Genomic DNA, 22389 nt, shown 5'->3' on the forward strand with positions numbered 1-22389 from the left:
AATTTTGGCATTTTGGAGTGAAAGCGCTTTTGTTAAGCTTATCTTCAAGGATCGCTTTCGAAGAACCATCATAGAGGAGGTATGCAACATTAACGAGATTGTACCCGCCAGATCCGCGAAAAAAACAAAAACAAAGCTATCCCAGCGGACTTCATTCAAAAAGGAAATCAAGAAAAGCTGGCCTTTGTACGTACTGTGTATTCCCGCATTTGTGTTTGTCTGCATCTTTTCTTATGGCCCGATGGTGGGTTTGCTCATGGCATTTCAGGACTACAAACCATGGCTGGGCATCACAGGTTCACGGTGGATCGGGTTAGATAATTTCGAACGAATTTTCCAGTACAAAGAAGCCACACAAGCGATCGTTAATACGTTAATTATCGCCGTTTCTAAAATTATCGTTGGGATTATCGTTCCGATCGTCATGGCTATTCTGCTGAGCGAGATCCGAAATATGGGCATTAAGAAAAGTGTTCAGACACTGGTGTATCTGCCGCATTTCTTGTCCTGGGTAACGGTCGCGGGGTTGATGATTGACATTCTGGGATTAGACGGAGGAATCAATCACATCTTGACACGTATTTTCGGGAACGATCCCATTTACTTCTTGGGTGATCCTGATCTGTTTCGATTTACGGTTGTGATCAGCGATGTGTGGAAGAGCTTTGGCTTTGGCATGATTGTTTATCTGGCGACCATTGCGGGAATTAATCCATCTTATTACGAAGCGGCCGAGATCGATGGTGCCACACGCCGGCAGCAAATTCGATACGTAACTTTGCCTAGCATGTTGCCCATGATTATCGTCATTTCTACGCTGAGTCTGGGCAATATTCTGGACGCGGGCTTTGATCAGGTTTTCAATCTGTACAATCCGCTTGTCTACAGTACGGGAGATATCATTGACACCTATGTCTACCGTTCATCCTTGTTAAACGGGCAATACGGCTTCGGGACCGCTGTAGGACTGTTCAAATCGGGAATTAGCTTGATCTTGATCGTTGTCTCTTACAGGCTGGCCTATAAGTATGCCAATTACAAAATATTCTAACAAGGAGGGAGAGGGATCATGTACCATAAAACGACAGGTTATAGAGTATTCTCCTATTTTAATTACGCGTTCATGATACTGGCGGGTCTGGCGTGTTTTCTTCCACTGCTTCATCTGTTGGCGCAATCTCTAAGCAGCAAAGCGGCCATTAGCGGTAATATGGTTTCATTTTGGCCGGTGGGGTTCAACGTGGACGCCTATGTAAAAACGTTCAACAATTCTAATTTCAACGGTGCCATGCTAACATCCATCACTCGAACCGTATTGGGTACAACCATCAGCATGTTTATTCTTACCTGTGCAGGATATGCCCTGTCCAAGGAATTCCGGGGACGCAACGTGCTCATGTGGTTTTTTATCTTTACCATGCTCTTCTCGGGGGGATTGATACCTTCTTACATATTGATCACAGCCCTTGGATTAAAGGACACGATATGGGCTCTTGTGTTACCGGGCGCTTTTGGTGCTTATAATTTGATTCTTCTCGTCAATTTTTTCAAAACGATTCCCAAAGCCTTGGAAGAAGCAGCTTTCATTGACGGAGCGTCCTTTTTCGTAATTCTCAGCAAAATATATTTACCATTATCTCTGCCTGGCATAGCGACCGTATCCTTGTTCATTATGGTGGGGCACTGGAACTCCTGGTTTGACGGGATATTGTACATGTCGGATGCAAGTAAGTATCCGCTGGCTTCGTTCTTACAGACCGTTGTCGTGCAGAGCAATATGCAAAATATGGCGATGAGCCAGTCCGAGGTTGCCGCAATGTCCGAACAGAGCATCAAGGCAGCCCAAATTTTCGTAAGCACGCTTCCGATCATTTTGGTCTATCCTTTTTTACAACGATATTTCGTGAAGGGAATTGTACTAGGAGCCGTCAAAGAATAGTTGGTGTGACGACAAACAAATTGAGTATGAGTGAAGGGGGCATGTTTCCATGAAGAAAAGAACTGATTTATGGAAAATGGTAAGTATGGTTATGCTGTCGGCTGTTCTTATGGCTGGCTGTAGCAAAGGGGAGAGTGCTTCCGAGACCGCACCGGCATCGGTGCTTAAAGACGGAAAATATGATCCACCGTTTACAATCACCATCGCCAAACAACAGGATGAAAATGCTGGAAAGTACATCAACGGTGAGACGTTGAATGACAATGTATTGACTCGCTGGGGCGAACAAAATCTGGGTATCAAAATCCAAACCACCCTGCTGGGAGGTGATGCTTCACAATATAATACCAAGCTGCGGCTGGCGTTGACGGGTTCCGAGAAACTACCAGACGTTCTGCCTGTCTATGATACCATGCTGGTCAATGATCTGATCGAGTCGGGGCAGGTCAAGGAGATTACAGAAGACATCTCAACCTACATGCCTGACCGGATAAAAGAAATATACAAACAATACCCAACCACCTTCAATCCAGTGGTTAGGGAGGGTAAGGTCTACGGGATGGCGATTGCGCCGAATCTGACGGAAGGCGAAGTCATGTTGATCCGCCAGGACTGGTTGGACAGGTTGAATTTGAAAGCGCCAACAACGATTGATGAGTTTGAACAAGTCATCGCGGCGTTCACCAATGAGGACCCAGATGGGAACGGCAAGAAAGACACATACGGCTTTACTTTTTCAGGTAAAGATTCCTACAATACGGGCTGGGTCAGCGATCCGGTCATGATTTTCAGCGCATACACGGGCAAACATCTTCCAAGGCAATGGCATAACGACAATGGCAAACTCACCTATGGATCTGTGGCTCCTGGCAACAAAGAGGCACTTGCCAAGTTACGCGATTGGTATGTAAAAGGGTACTTGAACAAAGAATTGGCCACCCAAGGGGCCTGGGATGCTCTGTCCGATTTTACGGAGGGGAAAGCTGGTATCATCATTGGTCGTCCTTGGCTTTACGACAGTGTGAAGGACGTGGAGAAAAATGTGGAGGGTGCAAAAATTAGTGCTTATCCGACCATTCAAGGCGTGAACGGTGATAAGACCTATCAATCCGCCCAGTTGAACGATGGTGTGTTCATGTTTAACAAGGATTTTCAGAACATGGAAGCCTTCTTCTTGTACTACGATAAAATGTACGATGCGGCGTTCAGCACCGGGGATTTCAAGTACGGGTACGCTCAAGGATACGATTACGATATCGTTAACGATGAAGTCACTTTTGATCCAACGAAATTCAATGCACCATTAGAGGCTGTACAAGGCGTTGGAAAAATGGCATTTACCAAAAATACACCGAGTGTTGATGGTCCCGGCCAATCCTACTACGATCTGGCGAATGGAGTTAAAGCCGACACGGGTGTCCTCATTCAGAGCGCCTCGAAGGATCAAACAACACAGGATGGATATCGGATTTCGTATGAAAACAGAGATGTTTTACTGCCAAATGAGTTTAACGGTCCGCCAACGCCAACGATGCAAAATGTGTGGGAACAGTTGACCACCATGGAACAGGAGACGTTCACCAAAATCATATATGGCAATGAGCCACTTGAAGCATTTGATACCTTTGTGAAACAGTGGCATGAAAAAGGCGGAGACACCGTGATCGAAGAAGTTAACGAATGGTACAACCAAGCCAGCGAGACGGATGTAATGACACTGATGAATTTGAAATAAAGTCAAGTTTCACCTGGATCAGCCTTCCTACAACAGGAAGGTTGGTCTTCTAAAAAAGGAGATGATGAGACATGATCAAAGGTAAATCGTGGATGGCTATCGTCATTGCATTGATGTTGTTAACAGTGCATTTAACGTCCTCAGCTCAAACCGTTCACGCTGCTGCTGGTGAAGAGACCCATATTGCTGCAACACTGTTTGTGCTGAAGAATGAATCCGAAGTATCCAATGCCAAAATCCATTGGGCACCTGTCCAGGGAGCGACTGCATACGAGTTGTATAGATCCGAGAACGATGAACCCTATCAGTTATTACAGACCTTAACAGGTACAACGACGGATGATTATGACCTCAACATAGGTAACACATACAAGTATCAAGTGAAGGCATATGACGGAACTTCCTTGTTAACCTCCGCTGTCTCGCCAGAATATACCCCTTACAGCCTACCAGAGAACCTCACAACTTTTGATAATACAACGCAATCAACGCTTATGCTCCCGAATGAACTTAAAGTTGGAGACACCTACTACAGATTTAATTTCGTGCAAAAGTCATCAGGCGGTTTTGGCGAAATGATTCAACAGACATCAACGGATGACATCACCTACGGTAACGACAAAGTGGTCCTTTCCTACACGGATCATCCCGATCTGGCGAATTCTAAATTTGAGGGGATTAATATCCTCTACCATGCGCCTACGAACAAATTTGTTTTTTGGGCTCACTATGAAAACAGTACAGACTACACACTTGCCAGAGTATCGGTGGCTTCAGCCACGCCTGGAGAAGACTTTACATTTCACAAAAGCTTTCGACCGGAAGGGAACCAATCCCGGGATATCTCCATTTTCAAAGATGATGATGATTCGGCATATCTGATCTCTACGGCCAATAATAATTCGGACACCATCTTATATAAGTTAACCTCCGATTGGTTGGATGTGGATCATCAAGTTTCTGTTATCTATCAAAATCAACACAGGGAACTGCCCAAGATGATCAAAAAAGATGGCATTTATTATTTGTTCTCTTCCCAAGCGGCAGGTTGGTACCCAAGTATCCCCCTGTATTCATCAGCAACAAGCATAGACGGAGATTGGTCTGAATTGCGGACGATTGGCAACACGTCAACCTTCTCGGCGCAGTCGGGTTCCGTCATGCGGGTGAAGCCAGATACGGGCAACAACGTGGTTATGGTTGCGTATCGCTGGATGTTCGGCTGGGCAGGTACGCAAAATGGAACAACAGAGGAACGACTGCTTCCCGTTTGGTTCTCTGATGGTTACGCATTTTATGATTATTTTGATCAAGTCCTTTATAACACAAGCGATGATGTTGTCGTTCCCGTTCAGAATGGAAAACTGCTGTCACAAGGTAAACCGGCAACAGCCCAAACGGTTACTGGAACAAATCCGGCAAGTTATGCTAATGATGGCAACTATCAAACCGAATGGGTAGGCACAGGCAGTTCCTGGCCACATTGGTGGAAGGTCGACCTCGGCTCTGTTCAGCAATTGAATAATGTGCAAATCTCCTGGTGGATGCAAAAAGGCTCCGAAGGTTTTTACAAATACAAAATCGAGACCAGTACGGATAATGTAAACTGGACCGTGGCATTGGATCGAACCAATAATACATCTTACGGTTTCACATCAGATACGCTATCGAGCACTGCTGCCAGGTATGTACGAATTAATATACAAAATGCTGCACTTCATAACAATCCCAACAATTGGTACACGCCAAGACTATGGGAAGTGAAGGTATTTGGATCGGACACCAATTAATGTTGTTCTTAAAAGAAGAGAGGTAACGGTGTGAATAATCAATTAACAAATGGTGGCATCTGGAATGATTCAAGCGCTCAGCCGATCCATGCCCATGGTGGACATATGTTATTCCATGACGACTATTATTACTGGTATGGCGAAGATCGGAGGGACGATATATATGTTAATTGTTACCGCTCCAAAGATCTATTCAACTGGGAGTTTCGAAACCATATCTTGACGACCTCTACGCCAGCTGCACCCATTCGAGTTCGGACGAATCTGGCATTAGTGAACGATAAAGGTGGAAAGGTAAATCTCGAACGGCCTAAAGTACTTTTCAACGCGGTGACAAAGAAGTTCGTCCTTTGGGTTCACTATGAGAATGGTGAGAATTATAACGATGCCGCATGCGCCATTGCCACATCTGATTATCCGGATAGTCATTTCGTGTATCATGGCAGCTTTAATCCGTACGGGTATATGTCGCGTGACTGCACGCTCTTTCAGGACGAAGACGGGGCAGCGTATTTTATTTCGGCTGCCAGAGACAATGCGGACCTGCACATCTATCGTCTGCAGGAAGATTACCTTAATGTCGAAAGTCTTGTCGGAAAGCTGTGGCAGGGGGAATATCGGGAGGCGCCAGCCGTCTTCAAACGGAAAGGGAAGTATTATATGGTGACCTCATTTTGCACGGGTTGGGCTCCAAATCAAGGGAAATACGCGATGGCTAATACGATGGATGGACCATGGGGGATGCTCAGCGATTTTGGCGATGAAACGACGTACCAAACGCAACCAGCGTTTGTGCTGAAACGATCAGCGGAGGAGTATCTGTATTTTGCAGATCGCTGGAACGGATCGGATTATTTTCAGTCCAGCTATGTGGTACTGCCCATTGAATTCAATGGGGACATTCCGATTCTAAATGATTATTCCACATTATCTTTGCGAGAGGACGCACATCGGATTCATTTTGAACGATAATTTGAACGATAAAACGACTGATGAGAAAAGACTTTGATCCTACAGCGAATGCAGGTTCAAAGTCTTTTTGAATGAATTTTATAATTTCAAATCCAACGAATAACGATCGCGAAGTACTGAACAATGGTGGAGCTCATGCCCAGCCATAACAAATGCAATCGATCGAGCTGAAGCAGTGTTATCACTGACGATCCCTCTACAGAGCCATGCTTCCGGGGTGAGGCGACGAAGCATAAGAATGGTTGAGCGGCGTGTGACGGCATATTCTTCGCTCAAATCGGCCAGGGTATACGCATTAAAAGGGTGGGTCTGCATAAGCACGTCCTGATCGTAGCCGGGATGATTCGCTTGGTCACCTCTGGCGATGCGAAGCAATCGGCTGCTCATGATGCGTTCATTATCCAAAAGGTGTCCGATGACCTCTTTAACACTCCATTTGCCTTCGGCGTAACGATAATTTGCTTGCTCTTCTGTTAATGAAGAGAGCAAAGTTGGTACGATGTTGGCTTGCAGCTCTAAGCGTTCGATGATGTTCCCTTCAGGAACAAGCTGGATGTACCCTTCATAATAAGCTGCATATTCCTCTGTAGTTGGTCTTTCAACCATGGTAATGCCTCCTTTGTGATCATAGATCTGGAATATATTGTAGCATAAATCTTACTTCCAGCATCGAAATTGGCCCTTCCGCTTGATAGGTGGAAGGGCTGCTTCATGTAATTGGAACAGTCTTATAGCGTTTGGGTGTACCACTTCTAATCCGTACGTCGTATCCTTTTATTTTGAACAAATCTCTCTAAAACCTCAAAATCCTCCGTCACTTTTTTGAAAGGCAACGTGTCCAACACCTGTTCCCGGTAACTCTTTTTAGCCGTTGCGCTGAGACGGGAGTCAAGTATGCTGAGTATGCCAAGGTCCGTTTCACTGCGGATCAAGCGTCCAGTTCCTTGCCGTAATCGAAGAAGCATGTCCGGTACAAACACCTCCATGAACGGATTCTCTGTTACAGATGCCTTATATTCATAAACAGGATCCGATGGAACAGGGAAGGGCAGCCGGAAAATAATGACCTGTGACAGGTCAGACCCCTCGATATTCACACCTTCCCAGAATACACCAGTACCCAGGAGGACACCTTTGCTTTTCCTGAAATCGGCGATGACACTGTCCTGTGATGATCCCTCTTTTTGAACATGGAGTGCCCATGTGTATTCATTAGCCTTTGAGATCAACTTTTTGTGAATGTATTTCATGTCCTCTTTTGCTGAAAAAAGAACGATTGTTCTTCCCTGAGTTAGATTACAGAGTTGAACCACTTCGTTGTACGCTGCTTCAAGATAGTTTTCGCGCTGATCGTGGTGGTAATAGGGAACTTTGTTCGAAATATACATCATGGCATGGTTGGTGTAGTCAAAAGGGGAGGGTTGGCGCTCTAAGAAACCTCCCTTATAACCAAGGGAGTGCGTCATATAAGAATATTGTTCCTCCAGCGTATCCCCGCCTTGGCACAGCGTTGCTGATGTTAGGATTACAGGTACCTTACCATTAAATAAAGCGTATTTCAGAAATTGGCTTATATCTTTGGGACAGATGCTGATTGTGGTTACTCTAAGGGGACTGCTTGCCCATAAGAGACAGTTGTCCTCTATTTCAGATAAGACACTAATAAGGGTAATTAGCCCGTTGATGGCTTCAAAAGCGTCATCGATCTCCCGCTCGTGGCGTGAGGTCAAAATGGAAAGGCGCAGACTGAGATCTTTTAAATTGTTTAAGACTTGGTTTAACGGTATTCCTTTGATCTCCGACACTTTGATTCGGTCGTTATCCTGCTTGGCATGGTGGAGCAGATCCGCGTTTACCTGTTTGAAGATGCGCTCAGCGCAGTTTTTGATGAACTTGGATTGTGAGAAGAGACTTTTATCCCCGGACTGCTTCGTTAGAAGCTGCACCGTGGTATCCAGAATGCGGCAAATTCCCCGATAAGTGAACTCAAGTGTTCTGGCATCCCGAACTTTTGCTTCCAGATTATGCGCTTCATCAATGACGATCAGAGCAGGCTGTTCTGAGATGATGCTCTTGGTTCCTTCTTTTTTCTTCATCAGATCCCGTATGAGCAAGTCCTGGTTCACGATAATAAAATCAATCTCGTGAGCTTTTGCATTCAATTTCGCTCTCATATCGTAAAACAAACATGCAGTTTTGTGATGACAACGTTCAAATTTGCAATCATTCACGGAAACGTGGGACCATTCGGCATCACTAACTCCAGCTTTAATATCGGCTCTTTCATCAATTTCATAATCTAATATGCGCTGTGCGAGGGTAGATACGGAGGAGTTTGCATCATCAAGATTGATCCATTCCGCTGCTCTACTTCGGCAGGCATACTGCCCCATGCCTTTTCCCACCACGGAGCGAACCGTTGAGAATCCCAACCGGCTACCAATAATCCTTAAATCTTTATGTATCTGTTCCGAGAGCTGAATGGAGGATGTCGCTATAATGACTGGTTTCTGAGACATTTGATTCGTGAGCAGACTTGGGATCAGGTACGCAAAAGACTTACCGATTCCGACACCAGCTTCAATCATGGCATTATGCCCATGGATATAAGCATCGGCGATATCGAGAGACATTTCTTGCTGTCCAATTCGCTCTCTAAGGCCAATTCGGGGGAACCGGTCATATATTCGGAAGATGGCGTTAACCAAAGAACGTTCGATTTCCTTGTCCGGTTCCTGTTTATTAATTTTGTAGAGTTCATTTAACCAATTCATAACGATCGCCCCTCTTCCGAATGATGATCTTCTTGTACTCACTTTGGAGACGATTTACCTCACAATGCAGTTGTAACGGCATTTTTCAATCTGGATACGCCTTCCTGTAATTGTTCATCTGACAAATGTGCAAAAGACAAATAGATACCATACTTCATACCAACAGCCGTTGAACTGCTGACTTCTGAGTATACCACACCTTGTGACCGAGCTGATTCCCTAAAGGCCTCATAAGTGGTCACATTACCTCGCCACCAACCAAACACGTGTAGACCCGCTTCATTCTCCACCCAATCAAACCATGTAGAGAGCTGCTTGTTCAAAAGTTTGAGTAACAGATGGAATTTCCGACTGTATAATCGATTCATTCTGCGCAGATGACGTTCATATTGACCGCTTGTCATGAATGCAGCTAATGCCCGTTGTTCGATCAGGTTGACGGGTCTTGGCTCGTATAATGCTTGTGCCTTTCTAAAGGTGTCAGCCAAGGTAGGGGGAAGAACCACATAACCAAGTCGTACTTCTAAAGGCAAGGTTTTGGTAAAGCTACCCAGGTAGATTACACGTCCTGCTTTATCGAGTGTTTTCAGTGGTTCAACATGCATTCCGCGATATCGGAATTCACTATCATAATCATCCTCAACAATCATGGCATCATTTCGCTGTGCCCAGTCCAGCAAGGTTTGTCTGCGTTCCAGACTGAGCATTTCACCAGTAGGAAATTGTCGTGACGGCGTGACAAACAACATACGTGCTTCCCAGTCCTGGGGCACAACGCCCTGACCATCGAGATTAGCTTCAATCAACTTTGCACCCGCAGCCAATATGGCTTTAGAAATCCCGACATAACAAGGACTTTCTGTCACGACATAATCCCCAGGATCTGCAAGTAATTGAGTGAGTAGAGCTATAGCTTGCATGGAGCCTGCAGTTACTGCAATATGATCCGGATCAACTTGAATGCCCCGCATCCTACGCAGATAGGCAGCAATGGCTTCTCTCAATTTTGGATCCCCGGTTGAACTAACCATGGCAGAGGTTGTTTTCAGGTGATGCTCACGCTGCCTTATCTCTGCATACAATCGATTATTCCATTCATCGTAAGGAAACTTGGAGAAATCAGGTTGATATTTGCTAAAGTCGATCACTTCGTCGCTATTCATTCTGGAATCATGTGTATGAGCATTGGCTGGTGTATTTCTTTGAATCGACTGCTGTTCAAACTGCTGAATACGATTCCCCCAGGCGGATAAGTGATGGGTACAAGCTTTCTCGGTGGACGCATTATTGTTCAAATCCAACTGGTAAGCAACAAAGGTTCCTCTTCCATGCTCTGAATGAATGTAACCTTGTGCAGTCAACGTATCATAGACCTGATTCACGGTTCCTCTGGAAATGTGATACGTCGCGGCTAACTCTCGAGTAGAGGGTAATTTCTCGCCATGTATAAGATTACCTTCATGAATTGCATCACGAATGGCATGATAGAGAGCCTTCATCTTCGTATATTTTCGGTTCAAATATGAACTGTAAGCTACATGAAATTGCATAGGACCTCCAGATTTATAAATGAAGTGGTACAATAAAAACCAAAAATATTGGATCTTTTTATATGACCATTCTCATTCTATACTAAATCATAGATTAGAGCGATGCCTTTATTGAAAATCACCCAAAAGTTAATTAGGAGGACTACAATCATGCAAACAGGTACAGATCGTGTAAAAAGAGGAATGGCTGAAATGCAAAAAGGTGGCGTCATCATGGACGTTATGAATGCAGAGCAAGCTAAAATCGCTGAGGCGGCAGGGGCAACAGCTGTTATGGCTCTTGAACGGGTACCTTCCGATATTCGCGCTGCTGGCGGTGTAGCTCGTATGGCAGATCCAACCATCGTTGAAGAGGTTATGAAGGTTGTATCTATCCCAGTTATGGCCAAAGCACGTATCGGTCATTACATAGAAGCCAAAGTGCTTGAATCCCTAGGTGTGGACTATCTCGATGAAAGTGAAGTTCTTACGCCTGCAGACGAAGTGTTCCATATCGATAAACATGAGTTTACTGTACCATTTGTATGTGGAGCCAAAGATTTGGGAGAAGCTCTTCGCCGTATTGGTGAGGGTGCATCGATGATTCGTACAAAAGGTGAGCCTGGAACGGGCAACATTGTTGAGGCAGTTCGTCATATGCGTCTAATTAACAGCCAGCTCCGTAAAGTGCAAAACATGTCCAAAGACGAGCTGTACGCTGAAGCCAAAAATCTAGGTGTAGCTTATGAGTTGCTGCGCGAAGTTCATGAAAACGGAAAACTTCCTGTCGTTAACTTTGCAGCAGGCGGTGTAGCTACTCCGGCGGACGCAGCATTAATGATGCACCTGGGAGCAGACGGTGTGTTTGTAGGATCAGGTATTTTCAAATCCGATAGCCCTGAGAAATTCGCTCGTGCAATCGTTGAAGCTACAACACATTACACCGATTACAAACTGATTGCTGAAGTATCCAAAAACTTGGGCGCCCCGATGAAAGGGATCGAAATTTCTAAATTGGCTCCAGAAGAGCGCATGTCCAACCGCGGTTGGTAAGAGCAGATAGAACAACTGGAGTATGAATAGTGTCAAGCAAAGCCGATCATAAATTGGATCGGCTTTTTTGTTATTGTTGACGAAAGCACAAGAAAAAAACGGAGAGGAGAATGTCCTTTTTTTCATCAATTGAGAATGATTATAATTATCATTTACGAGATTCGACATTTGCTGTATACTGACAATAACTATTTTACATAATGCATAAATAGAAAATTAAGGATTCAAAAGGGAGAGAATTAAATGTCTACACGCTTTAAAAAAGGAATGTTATTTTGTTTTATTGCTGCACTTGTTGTTGTACTTGTAGCCTGCTCCAATAATAGTGATGTTAGCGATCAGGCAAACAATAGCTCGCAGCAAGCAGCGAAAAATGTTGCAACAGATGAGAAGACATCGGATGCAGAGACTTCAGCACCTGCTGAAACAACTTACCCGGTAACCGTTTCAAACTATACAACAGAGAACGGCACATGGGTGAAGAAGGATCAAACGTTTGACAAGGCACCTGAACGAGTAGTTGCCAATACCCAAGGTGCAGCCGAGCTGATGATTCGCCTTGGTTTGACAGACAAACTTGTAGGTGTAGCTGCGTTGTTTGGTAGTGTACCTGAAGATATTGCGGACGAGTTTAAACAAATTCCTGTGCTAGCTGAAGGCTATGTAGGCAAGGAAGTGACAATAGGGGCTACGCCTGACCTGGTTGTTGGTCGTGGTGGATTGTTTGAGGATGCGGACTGGGGTGTTGGTACAGTAAGCAGCTTGAATGATATGGGGATCAAAACATATGTACAAAGCACCAGTGTTCCTGATGCATCGTTAGATAGTCTGTATCAGGATATTACTGAATTAGGTGAGATATTCAACGTACAAGCCAATGCAGCGGCATATATTGAGACGCTTAAAGCACGCGAGAATGCCTTGTCAGCCCGAGCTAGCGCTGAAACGATTAACTATGTATCATTTTCGGATAATGGTGATGGAACCATTGGAATTTACAACGGAAATGGTGATACGTTTATTGAAAGTGCAATGTCATTAATCAATATGCATAATATGCTGATTAATGAAACTGGCACACTCAGTCTGGAGAAGTTAATCGAGATTAATCCGGATGCAATGATTATTTCGAGGTATGCAGGTGGTATTGATCCTGAGCAGACGATTGAAAAGCTGCTTGCCAACAAACAGGTACAAAACATTAACGCAGTTAAAAACAAAAAAATCTACATTATTGATTTCAACAACTTCTGGGGTTACGGGGATTCCATCTTCACAGGTGTTGAAGGACTCGCTGATGATGTGGGGTTGTAATGAAACCAAGGACAAAAACATAGTACCATTAAAAGTCGCTATTTTAGCGGCTTTTTTTGTTATCAGGGACCAAATTCCTGTCTAAAGCTGTTCCCGGTCAGCCTGAATGATAGCGAGAATGGAGTGAACACTCTATTTTAATACGATTTGACTTGTGAATGTATTATCGGTATAGTGTGAATCAGTTCACACTTCAAATTAAGGAGTAATCTATGCCAAAAAATACTTTCTTTCGTTTAGACGAAACAAGGCGCGAGGAAATATCTAGTAGCGCAATGCATCTTTTTGTTGATAATCTTTACGAGGATATAACTATGAAGATGGTTTTGGATAGTTTGTCCATGCACCCCGGAACATTTTATCGGTATTTTGAAGACAAAGATGACCTTTATTGTCACTTAATACGTAATGTGACCCAGAAAAGAGCTGCATACTTCAGTAACAGTAATGAAGATTCCCTTTACAGCTATTTCCTTACTGGCTTATTTGGTAACGTTAATGGCATGGTGACCGAGCCACTGAATGAGTTGGAAATCAAACTGACTAAAACATTTTCATATATTCCTGAGGACATTTTGCTGAAAGTATATGTGAATGTGTTAAAGGGCGAGTCATTCCCCATGATCAAGGACATTTTACGCCGAATGAGGGTTGATGGATATCTCCGACCGGATGTTGACGACGACCTGATTTCTTTTATGTTTGAGTCAATGCAGCTTAATTTAATCTTGTTTTTTAGGGAATTCGATATTAAGGACTCTGAGCTGCAACATAAGATCAGCAAGTACTTTGCTGAATTTATGGGTCATGGGCTGCTTGAAGATCATAAATATTCTGAAATGGTTAGCGATCTCAAGGGGGAAAGAAAATGAAAACCTATAATGCATTTCCAGAACCAATTGGTGGCTATACTGTCGGTCGAACCCAGATGGATTTTGAGTACACGGCATCAGATTACTCCAAAAGAGAACTGACCGCTTTTGTGTACTATCCGTCTGACAGTAGCGAAGGTAAGACTACATCAACGTACATGTTTCCTGAAGTCTACGAGATGTTTAATGAGCAGCCACTTGTCACTGCGTTGAAAGATGTTTTCTCTATAGATATCAAGACCCAGTGTTACGACGACCTTGCTCTTTCCGGGAAGGAAAAGCGCTATCCAGTGTTATTCTATGTTTGCGGCGGGGGCGGATCTCCAGAATGGGGTACAGTGCTCTGTACAGACTTGGCAAGCATGGGGTATGTTGTGGTAAGCATCGGCCATCAGAATAGCACGATGTATAAACGTAAAGATGGGCGCCTGTTTAATGTATCAAAGGACTTTTCGGATGTCATTACAGCCTTTGGTGAAGATCCGCAGATGCTGGCGTTGGCTGGTAAGATGGAGATGCGGCCTGACGATGAAACTGCCATTGAGATGTGCCGTAACGTGCTTGCACTGCCGATACTTTCCAAGATAACAGAGTATAGTGAATCACAGGCAGAAGATGTAAGGTATGTAGCCGATTATCTTTACAAACTGGACTCTGGAGAGCTGAATTCCATCTTTAAGGGCAGATTGTTGCTTGACATCGGCATGGGTATAGTCGGACATTCCTATGGAGGGCCTACGACGGCGATGGTTTGCCGGGATGACGACCGGTTCGCCTGCGGGATTGGCTTGGATAGCGGTGCGTTTGGACTTCTTGATAGCGATCTTAAGAAACCTTTCTTGTTCCTGTTTTGTGAACCTAACTATAATATGAATGCGGTTATTGGCGCTAACAATAGCATGGAAACCTATTATTTCTCAGTTGATCGTGTTGCACATTTGGATTACTGTGACATCGTGTTTACCAGTGTTAATGAGGAACTCAGAGGTGAACGGGATGTTATGGAGATGCGAAATCTTGTTACAGACTATGCGAAGAACTTTTTTGATCATTACATACTGCAGAAGGCAACAAGTGTGGAAAGCCTGGCATACGATGGTGTGGAATTGATCAAGAAGACCAGCAACAAGTGACATAACCGAGAGTTTGCTGATTAATATATGTCAATTAATGCATGTCGAAGAGCTAGCCGTACAGACGCAGAGCCGATAACCCTGTTACTGGGTTATCGGCTCTCTGATATTACAAATTAACTTCCTGGTTCCAATAATTGACGATTATTCCGCCTTAGTCCCGCCAGTGTTTACTTCGCTTCCAGGCTCCATCAACATGATATGACATTCCTTTTCAGCGGAAGGTTTGATCTCGACTCCTTTAGGCACAATATACATCTCGCCCTTGGAAATTTTCACTTGCCCATCACGAAAATCAATTATCATTTCCCCTTCGAGCACAAAAAATAACTTGTCAGTCTCCTCATGAACATGCCACTCAAAATCTCCAGCAATCTTAACGATCTTAAATTGATAGTCATTCATTTCACCAATAAGTTTCGGAGACCAAAGATCGTTTAATTTCGAAAATTCCTCATTTAATTTAATAGCTTGATAGTGCATCGTCATTCCTCCTGTGTATTAATCCTATATGTTCAGTATACTGATCTAAGCTTTGGTATAACATGGATGCCTATTGAAATCAGGATGGATTATTGATGAACTTCAGACGATACTCCGTAGGAGAAATACCACATTGTTTCTTAAACACTCTGCTAAAATAAAAGGGGTCAGCAATGCCAACGGTCTCGGCAATCTGTTGTACAGACGCATCACTTGCCAATAACATTTGCTGTGCCATGTTTATACGATATTTCAATACATATTCTGCTGGACCCATACCTGCATGTCTTCTAAACACGTAGGAAAGTCGATTTCGATTAACATTATTTTGTTCTGCAAGTGATGCGACAGTCAGATTTTGATCATAATATTCTTGGATATAGGTAGAGACCCGTTCGAATAAAACATCTGATTCACAACTATTTTGCCTATGATCAACACATATTAAGGTCTCATTCAGTACATCGCGAAACAACATCTCGGTCTGAAACTTTGAAATACCTCCGTGCTGATTATACACATGCCAAAGACGCGTGATTAATTCGATCAGACGTGGGGACTGACCCGTTGATAATTCAAAATGCTGATGGGAAAAGCTTGTCTCTTCGAGGTCCGAACTACATATCCGGTATAAAACGAGGATATATTCCCAGTCCGTTCTATGAAACACGGTTTGATCCAGTTTCATTTTCGCGCCCCCATGTACAACTTTTCCTGGTGAAAAAATATAGGGTGTACCATCAAATTGAAATTGTATTTTTCCTGTAAGAGGAAATACAAATCCAGGAAAAGAATCGGTATAGTCAGCCTGGGGAACCCCTGGATTTCTAGCATATCGATATACTCCTTCAACTTGAAAAGGAATGTGTGCAAAATGCGCTGCTAACTGATTAACGTCTACTTTCACATTACGTACCTCATTTCAAAAGTGTTTGCCGGTCATTCTAAGATAAATCGTTATGCACCTTACTCCAACATTATTGATAACGATTATCACTGTCAACATATATAATGAAAAAGAAAGCTCTTTTTTACATATGGGCAATAGAATCCATCTTGTGTTAACATGTGCACTAACTAATCCAATTGTTTGCTTGAGAAGGGGAACCCATGTCAATTCGAATAAAAATGCTGCTGTCCTTCACGGGCATGCTTGTTATAAGTCTACTGTTCATCCTGCTTACGGCAAGTCTGTATACGATTGCGGCTACGGGGGATCTACAGAGTTTCCGTGATATATACAAGGTACATTATCAGATCAACCCCCTGACTGAGCAGGGAGAATCGATCTTTCAAGAAATGAAGTTCCTGGCCAAAAATGACCCCGACGACCTGCAGAACAAGGTTTTGCTGCGTGAATATGACATGAAGCTTCGAGCTGAGAAGTCAGGGCTCTACATCAGACGAGAGAATAGTCAGATCTTCGAATCACTGACCTTCAACCAGCCAGAACTGAAGCAAGCACTTCCTGCCTATGATCTTAACAATTATCAGATTCGGAGCACCTTCAATATTGGTGAGCGATTTTACGCGTATGCAAAATTTGATTTTCAATATTCAGACGGGGAACGGGGGAGTATCTTTGTCATTCGTGAGAGAAGTCCCTTTGCGGAGCTTACTCGCAAGTTGCTGCCTGTGATGTCATTCCTGCTTATTGGCGTCCTCATCATTGCAAATCTGCTCTTGTTCCGCTGGATCACGCGCAGCTTCATTAAACCATTGAATCAACTACGAAGTTCAGCCGAACATATTAAGGATGGCAATCTATCCTTTAAACTTCAGCTAAACTCCAATGACGAGGTTGGTCAACTCAGCGAAGCGTTTGAGAGCATGCGGAATCAATTACAGCTCTCTTATGCGTTACGTCAGCAGGACGAAGTGAACCGCAAAGAGCTTATCTCCAACATTTCGCATGATCTCCGTACGCCGATTACCAATATCAAAGGCTATATTGAGGGTATTCGTGACGGTGTCGCTAATACTCCGGAGAAAATGGAGAGTTATGTTAATATCATTCACTCCAAAGCAGTTAGCATGGATAAGCTGGTGGATGAACTGTTTTTGTATTCCAAGCTCGACTTGAACCAAGAGCCTTTCCTGTTCAAGACAGTTGATCTCGCTGATTTCCTTGAAGATAGCATTGAAGAGCTGAGATATGATCTGGAGGATAAAGGTGTTGCCCTGGATTGGAATAACCAGGTGTCTGGTCCCGCTATGGCTGCTGTGGATCCGGAGAAGTTAAAACGTACCGTTGTTAATGTGGTGGATAATGCACTCAAATACATGGAGAATGAACATAAACGATTCGAGATTACACTTCAAGCTGATGAGAACTGGATTACGATGGCGTTTAAAGATAATGGCAGGGGAATACCTGAAGAGGCACTGCCTTATATATTTGAACGCTTCTATCGTGCAGAACAATCTCGGAATTCCTCAACGGGCGGAAGTGGGCTCGGGCTAGCAATTGCCCGCCAAATCATTGATGGACATGGGGGCTTTATCTGGGCAGAAAGCCAGCCCAATGATGGCACGAGCATATATATCAAGCTGAAACGGCTGAATGAAGAGAGGAACTAATGAGTAATGGCAAACATTTTGATCATTGAAGACGAAACAACGATTGCGGAACTGGAACGGGATTATTTTGAGCTCAACGGATTTTCCGTGGATCTCTGCCATACTGGAGATGATGGTCTGAAGCAGGCACTGGAGGGGGACTATAAACTGATCATTGTTGATCTGATGCTTCCGGGACTCGACGGCTTCGAATGTTGCAGGCGTATTCGCGAGGTAAAAGAGGTGCCCATCCTTGTCGTTTCCGCAAAAAAGGAAGAAATCGATAAGATCCGGACATTTAATCTGGGAGTGGATGATTTTATTACAAAACCGTTTAGCCCAAGTGAGTTGGTTGCACGAGCAAAGGCTCATTTGACCCGATACGAGAGACTACTTGGCAAAAACAAACCAGCTGAGCAGGATGAAATCCACATTCGCGGGCTTCACATTGATAAAGGATCACGGCGCGTTTTTGTTAATGGAGAAGAGGTGGCGATTACAACCAAGGAGTTCGAGTTACTTGTATTTCTTGCGAGTCATCCCAACCGTGTATTTAGCAAATCCGATCTGTTCGAGCGGATCTGGGGCATGGATTCCACCGGAGACATTGCAACGGTTACTGTCCATATTCGCAAACTGCGCGGCAAACTGGAGACAGACCCCAAAAATCCGGAGTATATTGAAACCGTCTGGGGTGCAGGCTACCGGTTTACTGCATAAGTTTCGTGAAAATTTAGAGCCAGTTTATATTTTGTTAATAACTTTAGCCTTGGGAGTTTCTTTTTGTCCTCTATTCTATAGATACAGGCAATTACAACCTATAGAGGAGGAATTCAACCATGAATTCTACAACCCGCAAAATCGCTACATTTCTAACCATAACTGCATTAGGTACAGCAGTGTTCCCGTTAACTGCGAATCAAGTACATGCAGCTACATACGTTACTAACATTGCGGCAACAACCACACAGCTTAATCAACAACAGATTGAAGCTGCTATCAAGGATCTGAATAGCTTGGGGATCATGAACGGGTATGCAGATCAATCTATGGGTGAACATCGAGCAATTACCCGTGCGGAGTTAGCTTCATTGGTTTTCAAAACGTTTAATTTGGAGAGCAAGACGGGAGAAACCGTAGAATTGACGGATGTGAATCCGAATGCATGGTATGCGCCATATGCGTCAAAGCTTGTTGAACTTGGCATCATGCAGGCTAACGATGGACAATTCAATCCGCAAACTCAAGTGTCGGATGCTGAACTCGAACAGGTCGTATCCAAAGCGATGCAACGTGATGTAAAGTCCGTTCACCATTGGATGAGCGAGTTCTACTCCGAGAACGGTACAGCAACGCGCGGCGAAACAGCAGTGCTGTTGCAAACTGCACACCAAGCTATTCCTTCGGAGCAAGCTCAAATCAAGAGCGTTAGATCACTGAATGCCATTACGTTAATTGTAACTTTTGACAAGCCGCTGACAGCAGCGAATGAAGCTTTTGCCAAGGCACAAACGGACTTTGCGTTTAGTGGCGGGTTGACGTTAACCAATATGCCCCGTTTGAAAACAGGGTCAATTGCGACTTACATCGTTCCAACGTCCGTACAAGATGCTGGTGAAGTGTACAACCTGACTTACAAAGGCCAAGACGCTGGTTCCTTTGAAGGCAGTGGTACGAAAATAAACATGACAACGGCTAATCAAGTAACGAATGATACATTCGAGATTGAAGCATTGCAAGTCAACAGTGTCGTGGATTATGGTTACATCATTTCAGCTTACAGTGGTGGTCGAGGAGCTAATGCATTTGTGCTGAATGATCAAGAGCAAGCAGGAGGCAAAACGTATCAAATCATCTCTTCCATGCAGGCAAGACAAGTTGTAATTACGCCAGAAGGTGGCGAGCCTATCGTTGCCAGATATGTTCCGTTCACGCAATCCACAGACGGTAAACAAGAACCGAAGTTCCGTTTGCCTGAGGGACAAACGCTGAAATCAGGTGTCACATATACGGTTTCTTCGGATTGGGCCAACATCGAAAATGCTTCATTTACGGCGAAATCGTTTGATCCACTAGTGGTTGCAAGTGCTCAAGCAGTGAGCGAAACCTCCATTGAAGTTACACTTGACCAGGACCCTGGAGATGAACTGTTCTCTGGTCGAAGTGTAACGTTAACTTCACCTAGCGGGGATGTTCTGACGGCCACTTATAAATATTCAAGTCGAAAAGGTGCGACGGGTGTATTCGACCTAACAAATGATGGAAAGTTGACTCCGGGTACTACGTATACAATAAACCCAGTTGGGGATTGGAGTATCGCTTCTTCGGTCACCTTGACACTGGAGTAAAGGAGGCAGTATGAGTAAAACGCTGATTATCGTTGTCCTGATAAGCAGTATGTTAATCGTTCAAGGCTGCGTGCCTGAAATGGGAAACGACTCTAACGTGGAGGAAAAGGCCATGACTTCAGCAGATGAACAGCTGTTCAAGGCAGTAGAGGACAGCGATACTGAACGCATCGATCAAATGATTCAAGCAGGTGCCAATATCAATGCTCAAGATCAGAGTGGACGAACCGCTACAATGATTGCAACCTACAATAATGATCCAACATCGGCTAAAGTGTTAATTAAAGCGGGGGCAGATGTGAATATACAGGACGATATGAAAAATACCCCGTTTCTGTATGCTGGCGCTGAAGGATACTTGGATATTTTGAAGCTGACAATCGAGGCGGGAGCGGACCCAGCGATAACGAATCGATATGGAGGGACAGCACTTATTCCAGCTTCGGAGCATGGATATGTGGATGTAGTGCAAGAACTACTGACTCAAACTTCGGTGGATGTGGACCATGTGAATCAATTGGGATGGACAGCACTACTCGAAGCGATCATTCTTAACGATGGCAATGCTCGGCAGCAGGAGACGATACAATTACTCATTGACCACGGAGCAGACGTAAACATATCGGACCGTGATGGGGTGTCACCACTCAGTCATGCGAAGAATAATGGCTTCAAAGAAATTGAAGACATTTTGGTACGAGCTGGTGCGAAATAGAACCCTTTTAGGGTGAATAAAGAAACAAACATGTTGAGATATATGTAAAAATGGTTTTCATGGAGCGCCTGATTCCTTCTATGCTGAAGGGCAGGCGCTTCATTCAATCCATCTTATGTGTATGAAACTGGCATAGTCTTAACATAACATGATTAGATACAAGAACGAAGATCTTAAAAATTGAATATCTCTGCTTTAAAGTTTGCTATAGTTTACCACCATGCTTCCGGATAAAATGGAAATACCAACCATGTAAGCGCTATCTATTATTGCGCTGATTATACATGTTGGAATCATTCATGGAGGTGTATGATGAAGAGGAAGTCTTGGTATACTTTGGCGGTAACTGGTGTCATCTCTTTGTTTTTTTCGGTAAGCGCTTTCGCGGGTTATGTGTTCTGGGAACCTCTAACCTATTTTAACGCAAGTACGTGGCAAAAAGCGGATGGGTATTCCAATGGGAACATGTTTAACTGTACGTGGAGGGCTAACAATGTTAATTTCACAAGTGACGGCAAGCTTAAGCTTGGTTTGACCAGCTCTGCACAGAACAAGTTTGATTGCGGAGAGTATCGTACCACGAATACGTATGGGTACGGCTTGTATGAAGTCAGTATGAAACCTGCCAAGAACACAGGTGTAGTTTCCTCATTTTTCACATACACAGGCCCTGCACATGGCACCCAATGGGATGAGATTGATATCGAATTTTTAGGAAAAGACACAACCAAAGTGCAGTTTAATTATTATACCAATGGGGTTGGTAATCATGAGAAGATTATCAATCTAGGGTTTGATGCATCCCAGGGCTTCCATACGTACGCATTTGACTGGCAGCCGGGACATATCAAATGGTATGTTGATGGTGTATTGAAACATACGGCAACCAGCAATATTCCTAAAACACCCGGAAAAATCATGATGAACCTGTGGAATGGAACAGGAGTAGATAGCTGGCTCGGTCCTTATAATGGGGCTAATCCGATCTATGCAGAGTACGATTGGGTTAAATATACGAGTAATTAAGCAGACTGAAGCAGCCGTTAGCGGCTGCTTTTTTCTATATTCAGGCATTGTATTTATTCAATATATGTATTCAATATCCAATATCCTAAATTAATGCAATAAATGTTGCAATATTAGTATGGGCATAAATATCAAAAATTCATTATG

19 protein-coding genes are annotated in these 22389 nt (G+C 43.8%); 14 read left to right on the forward strand and 5 right to left on the reverse strand.

From position 1 onward, the window contains the following. The first annotated feature begins 166 nt into the window (after positions 1-166). From NSQ20_RS16730 to NSQ20_RS16750, 5 genes are all read left to right on the forward strand, one after another. Positions 167-1051, forward strand: a complete 885-nt coding sequence (locus tag NSQ20_RS16730; RefSeq protein ID WP_036616097.1) for an ABC transporter permease subunit — start codon at positions 167-169, stop codon at positions 1049-1051. Positions 1052-1069: 18 nt separating this feature from the next. Continuing rightward, complete coding sequence (locus tag NSQ20_RS16735; RefSeq protein WP_017688372.1) at positions 1070-1939, forward strand: carbohydrate ABC transporter permease; 870 nt, start codon at positions 1070-1072, stop codon at positions 1937-1939. A gap of 49 nt (positions 1940-1988) precedes the next feature. After that, positions 1989-3674: a hypothetical protein gene (locus NSQ20_RS16740; protein ID WP_340020418.1), complete on the forward strand. Its 1686-nt coding sequence runs from the start codon at positions 1989-1991 to the stop codon at positions 3672-3674. Between the two features lie 71 nt (positions 3675-3745). Further along, positions 3746-5464 (forward strand): discoidin domain-containing protein, encoded by a 1719-nt coding sequence (locus NSQ20_RS16745; RefSeq protein ID WP_340030370.1) that lies wholly within the window; start codon positions 3746-3748, stop codon positions 5462-5464. A 30-nt stretch (positions 5465-5494) separates the two neighbouring features. Next, entirely contained in the window at positions 5495-6436 is a 942-nt protein-coding gene (locus NSQ20_RS16750; protein ID WP_340030371.1) for a family 43 glycosylhydrolase, read from the forward strand. Between the two features lie 78 nt (positions 6437-6514). On the opposite strand, the gene NSQ20_RS16755 is transcribed toward NSQ20_RS16750, so the two are convergent. The 3 genes from NSQ20_RS16755 to NSQ20_RS16765 form a co-directional block, all read right to left on the reverse strand. Beyond that, positions 6515-7042, reverse strand: a complete 528-nt coding sequence (locus NSQ20_RS16755; RefSeq protein ID WP_340030372.1) for a DinB family protein — start codon at positions 7040-7042, stop codon at positions 6515-6517. A gap of 146 nt (positions 7043-7188) precedes the next feature. After that, positions 7189-9210, reverse strand: a complete 2022-nt coding sequence (locus NSQ20_RS16760) for an ATP-dependent DNA helicase (protein ID WP_340030373.1) — start codon at positions 9208-9210, stop codon at positions 7189-7191. 59 nt (positions 9211-9269) lie between these two features. Continuing rightward, a complete protein-coding gene (locus tag NSQ20_RS16765; protein ID WP_340030374.1) occupies positions 9270-10760 on the reverse strand; it encodes a PLP-dependent aminotransferase family protein in 1491 nt (496 codons plus the stop codon). A 147-nt stretch (positions 10761-10907) separates the two neighbouring features. Between NSQ20_RS16765 and pdxS the strand changes: the two genes are divergently transcribed. From pdxS to NSQ20_RS16785, 4 genes are all read left to right on the forward strand, one after another. Continuing rightward, positions 10908-11792, forward strand: coding sequence for a pyridoxal 5'-phosphate synthase lyase subunit PdxS (gene pdxS / locus NSQ20_RS16770; protein ID WP_200869424.1), 885 nt, complete (start codon positions 10908-10910; stop codon positions 11790-11792). A 243-nt stretch (positions 11793-12035) separates the two neighbouring features. After that, positions 12036-13106: an ABC transporter substrate-binding protein gene (locus NSQ20_RS16775; RefSeq protein ID WP_340030375.1), complete on the forward strand. Its 1071-nt coding sequence runs from the start codon at positions 12036-12038 to the stop codon at positions 13104-13106. Positions 13107-13318: 212 nt separating this feature from the next. Continuing rightward, entirely contained in the window at positions 13319-13978 is a 660-nt protein-coding gene (locus tag NSQ20_RS16780; RefSeq protein ID WP_339187214.1) for a TetR/AcrR family transcriptional regulator, read from the forward strand. Beyond that, positions 13975-15111, forward strand: a complete 1137-nt coding sequence (locus NSQ20_RS16785) for a choline esterase (protein ID WP_340030376.1) — start codon at positions 13975-13977, stop codon at positions 15109-15111. The genes NSQ20_RS16780 and NSQ20_RS16785 overlap by 4 nt, the downstream gene beginning before the upstream one ends. 144 nt (positions 15112-15255) lie before the next feature. On the opposite strand, the gene NSQ20_RS16790 is transcribed toward NSQ20_RS16785, so the two are convergent. Further along, positions 15256-15594 carry a cupin domain-containing protein gene (locus NSQ20_RS16790; protein ID WP_074095159.1) on the reverse strand — a complete coding sequence of 113 codons (339 nt, stop codon included), beginning with the start codon at positions 15592-15594 and terminating at the stop codon, positions 15256-15258. 79 nt (positions 15595-15673) lie between these two features. Then, positions 15674-16501, reverse strand: a complete 828-nt coding sequence (locus NSQ20_RS16795; RefSeq protein ID WP_307412605.1) for an AraC family transcriptional regulator — start codon at positions 16499-16501, stop codon at positions 15674-15676. 203 nt (positions 16502-16704) lie between these two features. On the opposite strand from NSQ20_RS16795, the gene NSQ20_RS16800 reads away from it, so the two are divergent. From NSQ20_RS16800 to NSQ20_RS16820, 5 genes are all read left to right on the forward strand, one after another. Then, positions 16705-18174, forward strand: coding sequence for a HAMP domain-containing sensor histidine kinase (locus tag NSQ20_RS16800; RefSeq protein WP_036671294.1), 1470 nt, complete (start codon positions 16705-16707; stop codon positions 18172-18174). Positions 18175-18180: 6 nt separating this feature from the next. After that, entirely contained in the window at positions 18181-18873 is a 693-nt protein-coding gene (locus NSQ20_RS16805; protein WP_036671296.1) for a response regulator transcription factor, read from the forward strand. Positions 18874-18992: 119 nt separating this feature from the next. Beyond that, on the forward strand, positions 18993-20501 hold the full coding sequence (locus tag NSQ20_RS16810) for an S-layer homology domain-containing protein (RefSeq protein ID WP_340030377.1): 1509 nt from the start codon (positions 18993-18995) through the stop codon (positions 20499-20501). 10 nt (positions 20502-20511) lie between these two features. Then, entirely contained in the window at positions 20512-21216 is a 705-nt protein-coding gene (locus NSQ20_RS16815; protein WP_340030378.1) for an ankyrin repeat domain-containing protein, read from the forward strand. A 312-nt stretch (positions 21217-21528) separates the two neighbouring features. Then, entirely contained in the window at positions 21529-22242 is a 714-nt protein-coding gene (locus tag NSQ20_RS16820) for a glycoside hydrolase family 16 protein (RefSeq protein WP_340033035.1), read from the forward strand. The last annotated feature ends 147 nt before the right edge of the window (positions 22243-22389 follow it).

The organism is Paenibacillus sp. FSL K6-1122, from assembly GCF_037977015.1.
Taxonomy (GTDB): Bacteria; Bacillota; Bacilli; order Paenibacillales; family Paenibacillaceae; genus Paenibacillus; species Paenibacillus amylolyticus.

Coding starts and splice junctions, on each gene's coding strand:
- NSQ20_RS16760 (WP_340030373.1), bottom strand. CDS start 9,210: ATGAATTGGTTAAATGAACTCTACAAAATTAATAAACAGGAACCGGAC.
- NSQ20_RS16790 (WP_074095159.1), bottom strand. CDS start 15,594: ATGCACTATCAAGCTATTAAATTAAATGAGGAATTTTCGAAATTAAAC.
- NSQ20_RS16800 (WP_036671294.1), top strand. CDS start 16,705: ATGTCAATTCGAATAAAAATGCTGCTGTCCTTCACGGGCATGCTTGTT.
- NSQ20_RS16820 (WP_340033035.1), top strand. CDS start 21,529: ATGAAGAGGAAGTCTTGGTATACTTTGGCGGTAACTGGTGTCATCTCT.
- NSQ20_RS16785 (WP_340030376.1), top strand. CDS start 13,975: ATGAAAACCTATAATGCATTTCCAGAACCAATTGGTGGCTATACTGTC.
- NSQ20_RS16780 (WP_339187214.1), top strand. CDS start 13,319: ATGCCAAAAAATACTTTCTTTCGTTTAGACGAAACAAGGCGCGAGGAA.
- NSQ20_RS16740 (WP_340020418.1), top strand. CDS start 1,989: ATGAAGAAAAGAACTGATTTATGGAAAATGGTAAGTATGGTTATGCTG.
- NSQ20_RS16755 (WP_340030372.1), bottom strand. CDS start 7,042: ATGGTTGAAAGACCAACTACAGAGGAATATGCAGCTTATTATGAAGGG.
- NSQ20_RS16735 (WP_017688372.1), top strand. CDS start 1,070: ATGTACCATAAAACGACAGGTTATAGAGTATTCTCCTATTTTAATTAC.
- NSQ20_RS16810 (WP_340030377.1), top strand. CDS start 18,993: ATGAATTCTACAACCCGCAAAATCGCTACATTTCTAACCATAACTGCA.
- NSQ20_RS16805 (WP_036671296.1), top strand. CDS start 18,181: ATGGCAAACATTTTGATCATTGAAGACGAAACAACGATTGCGGAACTG.
- NSQ20_RS16775 (WP_340030375.1), top strand. CDS start 12,036: ATGTCTACACGCTTTAAAAAAGGAATGTTATTTTGTTTTATTGCTGCA.
- NSQ20_RS16815 (WP_340030378.1), top strand. CDS start 20,512: ATGAGTAAAACGCTGATTATCGTTGTCCTGATAAGCAGTATGTTAATC.
- NSQ20_RS16765 (WP_340030374.1), bottom strand. CDS start 10,760: ATGCAATTTCATGTAGCTTACAGTTCATATTTGAACCGAAAATATACG.
- NSQ20_RS16745 (WP_340030370.1), top strand. CDS start 3,746: ATGATCAAAGGTAAATCGTGGATGGCTATCGTCATTGCATTGATGTTG.